Origin of the sequence: Amycolatopsis halotolerans, assembly GCF_042647905.1 — a bacterium.
Lineage (GTDB): Bacteria > Actinomycetota > Actinomycetes > Mycobacteriales > Pseudonocardiaceae > Amycolatopsis > Amycolatopsis halotolerans.
This window is the reverse complement of sequence record NZ_JBHRWI010000007.1, coordinates 160,495-173,298: the sequence shown is the minus strand read 5'-3', so window position 1 is coordinate 173,298 and position 12,804 is coordinate 160,495. Positions and strand designations below refer to the sequence as shown.

9 protein-coding genes are annotated in these 12,804 nt (G+C 69.3%); 5 read left to right on the top strand and 4 right to left on the bottom strand.

Annotated features, from left to right (window positions below; translation table 11 throughout):
* Window positions 1-6: 6 nt before the first annotated feature.
* The 3 genes from cseB (at window position 7) to ACFORO_RS07120 (ending at window position 5,711) form a co-directional block, all read left to right on the top strand.
* On the top strand, window positions 7-678 hold the full coding sequence (cseB, locus tag ACFORO_RS07130) for a two-component system response regulator CseB (protein WP_377870550.1): 672 nt from the start codon (window positions 7-9) through the stop codon (window positions 676-678).
* Entirely contained in the window at window positions 675-1,877 is a 1,203-nt protein-coding gene (locus ACFORO_RS07125; protein WP_377870549.1) for a sensor histidine kinase, read from the top strand. Before cseB ends, ACFORO_RS07125 begins: the two co-directional genes overlap by 4 nt.
* Before the next feature lie 558 nt (window positions 1,878-2,435).
* Window positions 2,436-5,711, top strand: coding sequence for a GH92 family glycosyl hydrolase (locus ACFORO_RS07120; protein ID WP_377870548.1), 3,276 nt, complete (start codon window positions 2,436-2,438; stop codon window positions 5,709-5,711).
* Between the two features lie 71 nt (window positions 5,712-5,782).
* Here ACFORO_RS07120 and ACFORO_RS07115 read toward each other — a convergent pair whose 3' ends face one another.
* Together ACFORO_RS07115 and ACFORO_RS07110 are read right to left on the bottom strand one after the other, a co-directional pair.
* The gene (locus ACFORO_RS07115; protein WP_377870547.1) at window positions 5,783-7,798 is read right to left on the bottom strand and encodes a glycosyltransferase; all 2,016 of its coding nucleotides are present in this window, start codon (window positions 7,796-7,798) and stop codon (window positions 5,783-5,785) included.
* Complete coding sequence (locus ACFORO_RS07110; protein WP_354750831.1) at window positions 7,795-8,412, bottom strand: DUF998 domain-containing protein; 618 nt, start codon at window positions 8,410-8,412, stop codon at window positions 7,795-7,797. The genes ACFORO_RS07115 and ACFORO_RS07110 overlap by 4 nt, the downstream gene beginning before the upstream one ends.
* Before the next feature lie 407 nt (window positions 8,413-8,819).
* Between ACFORO_RS07110 and ACFORO_RS07105 the strand changes: the two genes are divergently transcribed.
* The gene (locus tag ACFORO_RS07105) at window positions 8,820-9,359 is read left to right on the top strand and encodes an OmpA family protein (protein WP_377870546.1); all 540 of its coding nucleotides are present in this window, start codon (window positions 8,820-8,822) and stop codon (window positions 9,357-9,359) included.
* Window positions 9,356-10,528 (top strand): polysaccharide pyruvyl transferase family protein, encoded by a 1,173-nt coding sequence (locus tag ACFORO_RS07100; RefSeq protein ID WP_377870545.1) that lies wholly within the window; start codon window positions 9,356-9,358, stop codon window positions 10,526-10,528. Before ACFORO_RS07105 ends, ACFORO_RS07100 begins: the two co-directional genes overlap by 4 nt.
* On the opposite strand, the gene ACFORO_RS07095 is transcribed toward ACFORO_RS07100, so the two are convergent.
* The gene (locus ACFORO_RS07095; RefSeq protein ID WP_377870544.1) at window positions 10,521-11,837 is read right to left on the bottom strand and encodes an MFS transporter; all 1,317 of its coding nucleotides are present in this window, start codon (window positions 11,835-11,837) and stop codon (window positions 10,521-10,523) included. The two genes, ACFORO_RS07100 and ACFORO_RS07095, sit on opposite strands and share 8 nt — an antisense overlap.
* Window positions 11,838-11,982: 145 nt before the next feature.
* Window positions 11,983-12,723, bottom strand: coding sequence for an IclR family transcriptional regulator (locus ACFORO_RS07090; protein WP_377870543.1), 741 nt, complete (start codon window positions 12,721-12,723; stop codon window positions 11,983-11,985).
* Window positions 12,724-12,804 lie beyond the last annotated feature (81 nt).

Below are 12,804 nucleotides of genomic sequence, written 5' to 3'. Positions count from 1 at the left end.
GGGGACATGACGCAGGTACTGCTCGTCGAGGACGACGACGTGATCCGGGAAGCGACGCAGCTCGCGCTCGAACGCGCCGGGTTCCGGGTCGCGACGGCCGCGGACGGGCTCGCCGGGCTCGCCCAGTTCCGCGCGCAGCCGCCGGACGTCGCGTTGCTCGACGTGATGCTGCCCGGGCTCAACGGCGTCAGCCTGTGCCGGCGGATCCGCGAGGAAAGCCGGACACCGGTGCTGATGGTCTCCGCCCGCGACGATTCGGTCGACGTCGTGCTCGGCCTCGAAGCCGGTGCCGACGACTACGTCACCAAGCCGTTCGACACCGCGGTGCTGATCGCGCGGATCCAGGCGGTGCTGCGGCGAAGCGGCTGGTCCGGACCCGAGGAGGACGCGTTCGTCCGCTTCGGCGACCTCGAAATCGACCGCGCCGGGCTGGACGTGCGCCGGGCCGGTCAGCCGGTGGACCTGACCCCCACCGAACTGCGGCTGCTGCTGCGTTTCGCCGAATCGCCCGGGACTGTGCTCAGCCGGGACACGCTGCTGGCCAGCGTCTGGGATTACGCGTGGGGCGGCGATACGCGAGTGGTCGACGTCCACGTGCAACGGCTGCGCGTGAAGATCGGCCAGGAACGGCTGCAGACCGTGCGGGGCTTCGGGTACAAGCTCCGCGCCGAGCCGTGAAACTCTTCCCGGCCACGCTGCGGTGGCGGCTGACCGCGGCGGTGACCCTCGTGTCAGCCGCCGTCGCGCTGACGCTGAGTTTGTTGGTGCACCAGCAATTCGCGCGCACGCAAGCCGAGCAGGCGCGGCATGCGCAGGACGAATGGATCCAGCTGCTTCTGCGCAATCCCGGTGTCGACGGCCAATTCGACGATCCGACACTGCCCGCTCCCCTGCGCGACGCCGTCCGCGGCGGCAACCGAGCGACCTATTTGGACGGACCGGTTTTGTGGGCAGCGGCCGAAACCGGTGGTCACGTCGTCTCGGTGCGGACTAGTTATGCCTCGCAAACGCAAGCACTGGCCACTTTGGACCGGGAATTGCTGGCGGGTTCCGCTGTCGTGACCGTCGCCGGGGCGCTGCTGGGCGTCGTGCTCGGCGCTGGGATGGCACGGCGGCTCCGGCGGGCCGCCGATGCCGCCCGGGACGTCGCGAACGGCGCTCCAGCCAGGGTGCGCGACGCGATCGGGCCGCGTCCGCGCGACGAAGCAGCCGATCTCGCCCAGGCGGTCGACGCGATGGCGGACGCGTTGCAGGCGCGATTGGCCGCGGAACAACGGGTCACCGCGGACATCGCCCACGAACTGCGAACCCCCGTGACCGGCCTGGTGACCGCCGCTGAACTGCTGCCACCCGGACGTCCGGCCGAACTGGTCCGCGACCGAGTCGCCGCGCTGCGATCGCTGGTGGAGGACGTCCTGGAGGTGGCTCGCTTGGACACCGCCGCCGAGCGCGCGGACCTGGCGGAGATCGACCTGGCGGAGTTCGTGCGGCGCCGAGTGCCGGACGCGATGGCTCCTCACGCGGTCCAAGTGCGGACGGATCCCCGGCGGCTGGAACGGATTCTGGCGAACCTGCTGTCGAACGCGGCCAAACACGGAGCCGCGCCGGTGACAGTCGAGGTCGACGGCCGATGCGTGGTGGTCAGCGACCGGGGGCCAGGGTATCCGGACGTCCTGCTCCGGGAAGGACCCGCGCGATTCCGAACCGGCACAGACGCCCGCGGCGGCGGACACGGACTGGGATTGACGATCGCGGTCGCGCAAGCGCGGGTGCTTGGGGCGGAACTGGAGTTCGGAAACCCTCCGGAAGGCGGGGCACAGGCAGTGCTTCGGCTGCCGGAGCTGGCGGTCCGTGAAGGGCTCCTCGAAGGAATCTGATTCCCCCAAGGAGCCCTTCACGGACCTCAAGACTCGGCCGCATGGTGACAAATAGGCCATTTCGACACGATTGACGTCCTTTGTGGACAGTTGGCAGGACGAGTCCTCGGAGCCGAGGTTCCCGGCATTGAATCCGTGAGGGGAACCCTCACGGACCACGCCTCAACAGGCACCCGCGCACCCAGCTGTCGAGGCACCCAGCCCCCGCCCTGCACCCCGATACGAAGCCTCCCTGCGGTCTGGGGTTGCTTGTCAAGGCATCTTTCCCGCCTTGACAAGCAACCCCAGACCGTCAGCACAATCAAGCTTCGGGGTGCGGGGCCCCACCACACCCCGGTTCCGTGAGGGGAACCCTCACGGCCCCAGGCCGATCGGGAAGGAACCCCCGAGGGAATCAGAGTTCGTCTCAAGGAACCCGCCCAAGGAACACGCCCCAGGAAGCTGTCCCGTTGTCGCCCTTCTCAAACCCCCTCCGGGATGACAAGCTGCTCACCAGCCGGTAGCCCCCGCACCGGCGCGCATGATGACAACGTTGTCAGCCCTGGAGGTAGCGCGTCCATGTGGTCGCAGAAGAGACGGGTGGCCGCTCTCGCGGCAGCGGGCTTCGTCGTGGCCGGGCTGATGTCCGGCACGACCGCAGCAGCAGCCACCAGCGCAGCCGCCCCGGCGGATCCGGTTTCACTGGTCAACCCGTTCGTCGGCACGCAGAACTTCGGCAACACCTTCCCCGGAGCCAGCGCGCCCTTCGGCATGGTCCAGGTCAGCCCGGACACCGGCGGCCAAGGCGGCTACGACTACCAGCAGAACTCGATCTACGGCTTCAGCCAGACGCACCTCTCCGGCGTCGGCTGCGGCGTGATGGGCGAGCTGCCGGTCATGCCGACCACCGGGGCCGTCGATTCCGTCGACAAGAACTCCTACAAATCCGAGTACAGCCACGACGACGAGAAGTCCGAACCCGGCTACTACCGCGTCGGGCTGAAGAAGTACGGCGTCGACGCCGAGCTCACCGCCACCCCGCGCACCGGCTGGCAGCGCTACACCTTCCCGTCGACCGGCCAGGCCAACGTGCTGTTCAACACCGGCCAGGCGAACCAGTCCGTGAAGGATTCCGAGATCCACGTCGTCGGCGACCGGACCCTCGAGGGTCGCGTGCGCGCGGGCGGCTTCTGCGCCGGGCACGACGAGCACACCGTCTACTTCACCGCGACCTTCGACCGTCCGTTCGCCTCCTACGGCACCTGGCGCGGCAACACCCGCGCCGCTGGCAGCCGCGACGCCGCGGGCACCGGCGGGAACGGCGCGTGGGTCAGCTTTGACGCCACCACTGACCACGATGTCGTTCTCAAGGTGGGGCTCTCCTACACCGGTCTCGCGGGCGCGCGGGACAACCTCGCGAAAGAAACCAGCGACAGCTACGACTTCGACGCGACCCGCACCGCGTTGCGCAAGCAGTGGACGGACCGGCTCGGCGCGATCAAGATCAGCGGCGGCACCGCCGAACGCCAGACCGCGTTCTACACCTCGCTCTACCACGCGCAGCTGCACCCGAACCTGGCTGGCGACATCAGCGGCGACTACGCCGGTTTCGACGGCAAAGTCCACCGCGCCAACGGCTACACGCCGTATCAGAACTTCTCCCTTTGGGACACCTATCGCCCGCAGAACCAGCTGCTCGAAATGCTGGAACCGCAGGTAGCCCGCGACGTCGCGCTGTCCGTGCTGTCGATCGGCCGCGACGGCGGCTGGCTGCCGAGATGGGCGCTGGCGGGCAGCGAAACGAACATCATGACCGGCGACCCCGTGACGCCGTTCCTCGTCGAGGCCTGGTCCAAGGGCTTGCTGGCCGGGCACGAGGACGAGGCGTACGGGCTGCTCAAGAAGAACGCGACGAGCACCCCGCCCGCCGATTCGCCGTACAACGGGCGCTCCGGCGTGAATTACTACAACGACCGCGGCTACCTCCCGAGCGGGCTCACGCTCGGCAAGGACTGCGCGGCCAAGGGCGGCGACAACGACTGCGAGCACCCGACCTCGGCGACCATGGAGTACTCCGCCGCCGACGCCGCGCTCGCGTTGATGGCCAAGGGATTGGGCCACCAGGCCGACGCGCGCATGTTCGCCGACCGCGGCCAGTGGTACCGCAACGTCTGGAACGCCGCCGACAAACAGTTCCGCCCGCGCACCACGGACGGCACCTGGCTCACGCCGTACAACCCGGTCGACGCCGACCACCAGTTCCACGAGGGCGGCGCCTACCAGTACCAATGGCTCGTGCCGCAGGATCCGGCCGGGCTCGCCTCGCTGATGGGCGGCAAGCAGGCGACCGAAAAGCGGCTCGACTCCTTCTTCGCCTACGACAACCTGCTCAAGGACCCCGCGGGCACCGCGCGCAAGGACTGGATCGCCAGCCCTTACGACTACTACGCCAAGGCCACCTACAACCCCAACAACGAACCAGACCTGCTCTCCCCGTACATGTACAACTGGGTCGGCGCGCCGGCGAAGACCGCGACCGTCGTCCGCGCGGCGATGACGTTGTTCACCACCGGCCCGGACGGCATGACCGGCAACGACGACCTCGGCACGATGTCCGCCTGGTATGTCTTCTCCTCGCTCGGCCTGTACCCGACGATGAGCGGTGCGAACTTCCTCGCCGTGTCCAGTCCGCAGTTCGAATCGGCGACCGTCCGGATCGGACAGTATGAGGGCAAGCAAGGCGGCACGCTCACCGTCACGGCGCCGGGTGCGAGCGACGCGAACCGATACGTGCAAAGCGTTTCACTCAACGGCAGGGACGTCCGGCAGACCTGGCTCGACTGGTCCGCGGTCGCGCATGGCGGCAATCTCGGCTACCAGGTCGGCGCGAAGCCGTCGAACTGGGGCACGCAGCCGGGGACGGAACCGCCGTCGGTCAACCAATCGACCGGTGATCCGCGTCGGCACGTGGACGCGACGCTGCGGCCGAGTTCCGTTGTGCTGCCGCAGCAATCGTCGGCGCAGACTGTCCACTTGAACCTCGACGTGCTCGGTCAGAACCCCGGAGCGCAACCGGTCTTCGTGACCTCGTCGGCACCGTCCGGCTGGCGGGTGCAGACCGATCCGCTGCAGCTGCTGTGGTCTTTCCGGCTGCCGACGCAGAAGACCGCGCCGGTCACAGTGACCATTCCGCCGAACACGCCGGTCGGCACGTATTCGGTGCAGCTCAAGGCATCCGGGCCGGGCGCGAACACCGTCTCCCGAACCGCGAGCATCGCGGTCAGGGAACCCACGGTGTGCGCGACGACGTCCGGAACCCAGTGCGCGGTCGATCTCAGCCACGACCGCAACCATGACGGGACCGCGACCGTCGCAGCGTCCACGGAGGGCAACTTCGACGGCAGCGGCTGGAGTTACGACGCTGACCTGATGCCGCCAGCTGGCACCTTTGTCCACAATGGAGTCACCTACGCGGCGCCCGATCCCACCGGCACCGCGGCGAACTTCGTGGAAGCACGCGGCCAATCGCTGCTGCTGCCCGCAGGGAAGCACCAAGCGGTCCAGCTGATCGGCTCGTCGCACAACGGTCCGGTGTCCACCTCGCTGACCGTGCACTACAGCGACGGATCCAGCGCGGATCTCCCGGTGACGTTCGGCGACTGGGCCGGGTCGACGCCGTCCGGCACGACCGTCGCGCTCGATATGCCGCACCGGATCAAGGCGGGCAGCGGCGTCGACGGTCCGCCGGTGCGGCTGTTCGGCATCTCCTCCACAGTGGACGGCGCCAAGACCGTCCAGTCGGTGAGCCTGCCGAACGACCCGCGGGTCCAGCTCTACGCGATCACTCTCGCGTAGAGTCCGGCCGGGTTCGCCGGATCCCTCCCCTTCGTCCGGCGAACCCGGCCATCCCCAGCCCCCGGAAAGTCTCAGGCGGCCGCGGGCACTGCCGCGACCCGGCCCATCGCCTCGGCGTAGCAGGCCTCGAACGAGTCCAAAGAGGACTCCAGTGCGTGCCCGGCGATCATCTTGCCGCTCGCCGCCCCCATCCGCGCCAGCGTCGCCGGGTCGGCGATCACCGCGTGCAGCCGCTCGGCCAACTCCCCCACGTTGCCCGGCTCGAACAGCCAGCCGTTGTATCCCGGACGGCACAGGTGCGGCAGCGCCATCGCGTCCGCGACCACCACCGGTTTCCCGGCTGCCATCGCTTCCATCGTCGCGAGGCTCTGCAGTTCGGCGATCCCCGGCATGCAGAACAGATCCGCCGCCGCGTAGGCGTCCAGCAAGTCCTCTTCGGACACAAACCCGCGGAACCGGACCCGGTCGGCGATCCCGAGCTCGCCGGCCAGCTTTTCCCACTCTGTCCGGCACGAACCGTCGCCGACGATCTCCGCGCGCAGCCCGGGCAGCAGCGCGACCGCACGCAACAGCTGGTCGACACGCTTCTCTTCGTCAAGCCGACCGACGAACAACACCGTCGGATCGTCGGATGTCCGCGAAACCTTGCGCAACCGGTAACGGTCGATGTCGATACCGCACGACACCGGGACCGCTCGCTCCGGGAAACCGTTGTCGTGCAACAGTTCCACCGCACGCGGCGTCGGCGCAGTCACCACGCGGGCCGACGAGAACACTCGCGTCAGATCCCGCCACGCCCACCGCGAAGCCGCGCCGCGCAGCCACGTCGGCACCCGCACGTGGCCGAACAGGTTCTCCGGCATGAAGTGGTTCGTCGCCACCGCCGGGACGCCCATCGCGGCGGCGTGCTTCAGCACGTACCGGCCGACCACGAAATGCGCCTGGACGTGCACAAGGTCGGGCTGCAGCTCCTCCAGCAGCGCAGCGACGTCCTTGCTCACCTCCCAGGGCAGGCCGATCCGGAAGGTCCGGTGGAACGGGGTGCGATGCGACCGGACGCGGTGCACCACGACGTCGCCGTCTCTTTCGGTGCTCGCCGGGCCGTCCGGGTCGACGCTGATGACGTGCACCTCATGTCCCCGGCCGGCGAGACCAGCGGACAGCCGGTACGCGAACTGCGCCGCGCCGTTGACGTCCGGCGGGTAGGTTTCGGCGGCGACCACGATGCGCAAAGCCCGGTCGTCGTTCACAGGGTGCTCCGATCTGGTGGAATGGACAGGAGAAGAACTGCTGCGGCTCAGCACCGCGACGCCGCCGACCGCCAGGACCGCCGCGGTCAGCGCGACCGCGGTCGCCGTGGCGTCGAGATGGGTGGCTTCGCCGAGCACTCCGGCGCCGAGACCCACCGCGACCAGCGGATCCACGACGGTGAGGCACGCGACGGCGAGGTGCGGCGGACCGCACCGGTAAGACAGCTGCACGAGCCAACCGCCGGCCAGCAGCGCCGTCACCATCGCGGCGACCGACACGGCGGTGCTGAAATCGACGGAGTCCTCTTGGATCTCAAGGGAAACCGCTCGCATCAACACCGAGACGAAGCCGTAGGCAGCGCCGCCGGCCGCGCCGAAACACAGCCCGCGGATCGACGGACGAGAAGAAATCGCGCCGATCAAAGTCAGCAGCGCCACAACCCCCAGCACCAGCAATGCCGCGCGCGTTTGCGCGTCGGCACCGACCGCGGTGCTCGTGGTGCTGCCTGCGGCGACGGTGACGAACGTCCCGACGCCGAGCATGGTGACCGCGACCGCGGGCAAATCCCGCCGCCGCCGGTCGAGAATCGCAGTAATGGCAACGGCAATGACCCCGACCGGCTGCACGACCGTCAGCGGAGCCATCCCCAGCGCGACCGCGTGCACGCCCGCCCCCGAACCGAGCAGAGCGAGCCCGCCGAGCCAGCGCGGCGCCCGGAGCAGCTCCCCGATCCGCGGCCGGCCGGACAGCCCGGTGACCACGCCGTGCTGCAGAAGTGCGCCGGTGGAAAAGAAAACCGCGCCGAGCACGGCGAGTGCGATGGCGAGGACCGTCATGAGGCCACCTCGGATCGGGCCATCGCGGTGACGGCGAAAAGCTGTGCGTAGAGCAGGGCGTACAGCACGCGTTCGAACAACCCCAGGAACTCGGGCACGGACTGCTCCAGCAAGGGCGCGTGGGCCAGCAAAAAGGCGAGCGAAGCGGCTCCGGACGCCAGCGAAAGCCAGCGCACCGCCTTCGCTTCCGGCCGCCGGCGCGCCAGCAGCCATCCCGCCAGCGGCAGGCACACGAACATCGCCGCGCCGGCATACCGGTGCACCGCACCGGAAAACGACGTTTCGACGCCGGTCGGATCGGTCGGGAAGAAGGTCGCGATGACCAATCCGGCCGCCCACAACGCGATCAGCACCGACTCCGGGCTGCGTTTCGGCAACCCCTGTCTGAGCAGCGCGTGCCGGACCGCCAGCGACGCGCCGGCCAGCCCGAGCGAAGCCGCCGCCAGGAGCACGGCCCCGCCGGGCGGGAAGACGTAGTCGCTGATGACGTCGCGGACCGGGTCGATCGTGCCCGCCACTACGTGCAGAAGAAGGATCGGCACCAGCGAAAAAGCCAAGGCCGCAGCGGCGATGACGGGCGCCGTCGCCCTGGCCTTCCGCGTTATGAGGGTCACAGCAATCAGCATGCTGGCGGCTGTGACACCTCGACATCGGGGAACACCCTGAGATGCACCCCTGGAATCCGCAGCGACCCCTGGGGCATTTTGCTACCGGATCGGACCGGACGCGCGCCTCCGGTTCGCCGTCGGCGGCGCCGGAGGAAATGCCGCACCGCGCGCTGAATAGGACGTTATACACCAGCCGCGAAACCGGCACCTTGACTGTCCTTTGTGGACTTCCCGGGTCCCTCACCCGGGTGGATGTCGACCTTGCCGGGTGAGGTCGCGAGCAGCGGCCCCCGCCCTGCTGACAGCGCGAAACCGCGTGCCGGCTCGCCCCGGTCGCCGGGCGGGCCGCGGTTGCCGCGGCCTTGACCCCGTGTTCAGATCCCCGCGAACCCAGCCGAAGGAGCGCAATTCTCATGCAGAGGGCACTCGTCAAGGCGGTCGTCGGGGCCGCAGCCGTCGTCGCGCTGGTCAGCGCGTGCGGGTCGGGCGGATCGAACGACTCGTCCGGATCCGGAGCGTCCGGGCAGAACACCGCCCAGTCCAGCGGAGCCGCCCAGTCCGGCGAGGCCGGTGCTTCCGGGCAGAACGGAGCCCCCGGGCAGAACGGCGGCCCGGCCGCGCAGGCGGTCACCGCCGCGATCCAGCAGGCCTCGCAGGCCTCGCCGATCAAGTTCGAGCCGGAGAAGGCGGAACTGACCAGTCAGGCCAAGGAAGGCCTCTCCGCGATCGCGAAAGCCATGCAGGGCAACGATGTCAAGCTGAAGGTCGAGACCCACGCCGGTTACCCGGACGCGGAAAAGGCGAAGAAGCTTTCCGAGGAGCGCGCGCAGGCGATCTCGACCGCGCTCGAGGGCGACGGCGTCGCCAAGGACCGCGTGCAGGCCGAGCCGAGCGGAAGCGAAAAGGCCCAGGGCGAACAGGCGTTGGACACGCAGCTTACTGTCGCTTCGTGACCCGAGCCCCGTCCCCCCGCCGGCATTACCTGGTCGGGCCGAGCGGATATCCGAATTTCGGCGACGAGCTGATCGCCGCTGCCTGGATCCGCCGCTTGGCCCGCACCGAACCGGACGCCGAAGTCTGGCTCGACACGCATTCGCCGGGACCGGCCCAGCATTTGTTCGGCGACCTGCATCCTCGGTTGCGCTGTACGGACACCTTGTGGCGGCTGTGCGGCGAAGCGCCGTCGGACGATCCGTGGGAAGTCGCGTCCTGGGTACAAGCCGCGGTGCACGATCCCGGTCGTGCACCGCGCTGGGACGCGGGGATCGAACTGCTCGGCCGGCTCGACGTCGTGCATCTGATCGGCGGCGGTTACGTCAACGCGCTGTGGCCCCGGCACCTGGGACTGGTCGCCGGGGCCGCTGCCGCGGCGCAGCGTTCGAACGCTCGCTCAGCGATGACCGGACAGGGCTTCGTGCCGTTTTCTCCAGGCGCGGCCGGTCTGTTGCGCGTGCTCGCCGAGCGGTTCGACGTCGTCGACGTTCGCGATGATCCGTCCGCCGAACTCCTGCACGGGGTCGCGGGCGCTGAGCGGACCTGCGACGACGTCTTCCTCGACCCGCACCCGCGGACGACGCCCACCTCGCGGGAGTTCGTCCTGTGCGTGCAGTCGGACATCGGCGCCGAGCGGCCGTCCGTGCTCGCGGCGCAGGTGCTCGACCTGGTGCGCGCGTGGCGGCTGCCGCCGGGCGAACTCGCTGTGGTGGAAGGGATTCCGCGCGTCGACCGCGAGGTTTTCGCGTTGCTGGAACACGAACTCCCCGGCGCGGAGTTCCATCCGTTCCGCGACGTGTGGCACCGCGGCCTTCCGCTCGCGGCGGGCCAGACGTGGATCTCCAGCCGCTTCCACGTGCACCTGGTCGCCGCCGCGGCGGGCGCGACCGGCGTGGCGATCGACGTTTCGCCGGAGTACTACACCACGAAACACCGCAGCCTGATCGACCTCGGCTCCGGCTGGACGCTCACGCCCGCCGGGGCCGAGAAGCCGCCGGAACGTCCTTCTGGCAACGGGTTTCCGGCGCACGTCTTGCATCATTGCGCGAACCTCAAGCGCTCGGTCGCCGAAGCCGTCTACGGTCCGGAACTGCCCAAGACCCGCACCCGGTGGCCGCGGCTCAGTTGAGCGCACCGCGACTCTGATCGGCCAGCGCGCCGAGCCCGATGCACAACGCGCCCGCGACGAACAGCAGTGAAACGCCCCAGGTCGCGTGCGTCGCGGACGCTTCCACGATCGCCAGCGCGGCCAGCGGCGCGAGCCCGCCGGACACCGCTCCCCCGACCTCGCGGCCGGTGCCGAGACCGGTCGAGCGGACCTCGGCCGGGAACTGCTTGGCCAGGAACGCGCCTTGCGCCGAAAGCATCGCCGGGACCACGATGCCGGTCGCCAGCACGAGACCGAGCCAGATCAGCCAGCTGGTGCCGGTGTCGAGCAGCCAGAAGAACGGGAACGCCAGCAAGCCCGTCGCCACCGCACCGGCGACCACGACCTTCTTCGCCCCGATCCGGTCGCTGGCCCATCCGGCGATCGGCACCGTCACGATCGCCATGCCGCTCGCGATGCTGATCCCCAGCGCGCCGATATTCGCTGGCACGCCGCGGAAATTCGTCAGATAAGCGAGCGAGAAGGTCTTGAACACGTAGCTGACGCCGTTGTAGCCGATGGTGATCACCATGACCACCGTCAGCGCGCGCCAGTCGCTGCGGAACAGCTTCACCAGCGGCCGGTTAGCCCAGCCGCGCGGCCGGTTTTTCCTGGTGCGCACCAGGTTCTCGAACTCCGGCGTCTCCGGCACCCGGCGGCGCACCCACAGCCCGACGCCGACGAGCAGGAAACTGGCCAGGAACGGGATCCGCCAGCCGAAACCGTGCAGGAACTCTTTGTCCAAAGTGGTCAGTCCGGCGACAGCGAGCGAGGAGACGAGCAACCCGACGTTCACGCCCAGCGCGGGCCACGACCCTTGCCGTCCGCGTTTGCTCGGGTCAGCGTGCTCGTAGGCCACGGCGATCGCGCCGCCGAATTCCGCTCCGGCACCCAGTCCTTGCAGCAGCCGCAGCACCACGAGCAGTACCGGCGCGAGAAGTCCGGCACTCGCGTAACTGGGCAGCAATCCGATCCCTGCCGAGGAAACGCCCATCAGCACGAAGGTCCACGAAAGCACCTTTTTGCGGCCGATCCGGTCGCCGAGCGCGCCGAAGACGATGCCGCCGACCGGCCGGGCCAGGAACCCGACGGCGAAGGTCGCGACCGAGGCCATCGTCGCGGCGGCGTCGTTGCCGGGCGGGAAGAAGACCTGGCCGAACACCAGCGCGGCCATCGACGCGTAGAGGTAGAAATCGAACCATTCGAGCGCGGAGCCGACGACCACCGCCACCCCGACTCCGCGCGGGGCTTTCCGGGTCGTTCCGACGCTGTCGTCCACAACACTGGGCATGGTCCTGCTCTCCGGGACTGGGGCACAGGCGAGCGGAAGCCAGCCGGCGCGCGCCATTGCGTGCGTATTTGGGAACGCTTGATGCGTATATCCGGATGCTAAGAGACCGCGAACACACCGGTCAAGGGTCTTCGGGAATTCGGGCTCAGCCCTGGCGCGCGGCTTCCCAGCGCTTCACGACCGCCGCCGTGATGTCGTCCAGCGCGTCGCCGATCTCGGGCAGGCGTTCGGAAATCCGCGTGGTCGGACCCGCGACCGCGATCGCCGCGACGACCTCTCCGTCGACCAGGATCGGCCGCGCAGCCGCGCTGACGTCGGGCAGGGTTTCGCCGCGGTTGAGCGCGACGCCCTCGGCGCGGACGGTGTCGAGTTCCTCCATCGCGGCCCGCACTCTCTCCGCATCCGGGAGCACCGACCGCAGGTACGCCTCGCGCCGTCGCACCGACCAGTGCGCGAGGAAGATCTTGCCCGCACTCGGCGGATACAGCGGCCGTCGTGTGCGCAACGGCGCGGAGTAGCGGATCGGCTGCTCGGACTCGACCGCGTCCACGTAGATCAGCGAATCCCCGACCGCGGCGCCGAGCATCACCGTCTCGCCGAACCGGCGGCGCAGCTCCTCCAGCGCGGGCCGGGCCGCGGTCGCGATGCCGGGCAGGCCGCCGGTGAGCAGGTTCCCCAGCGCGGGGCCGAGCTGGTAGGCACCGTCCGCCTCGATCAGGTAACCGGTCGACACCAGCCCTTTGACCAGGCCGAACACCGAGGATTTCGGCGCGTCGAGAGCCACCGAGAGCTCGTGCAGCCGCATCCCGGGCTGCCGCGCGACGCACTCCAGGATGCTGGTGACGCGCCCGACCGTCCGGTGGGCCTTGGCGGTCGACTCGGTCATTGCGGACTCCCCTGCGTTCGTACATGCGAACCCTATCTCGGCATCTGCCCTGGACGGCGCTTGACCCGAAGCGCGCGTCGC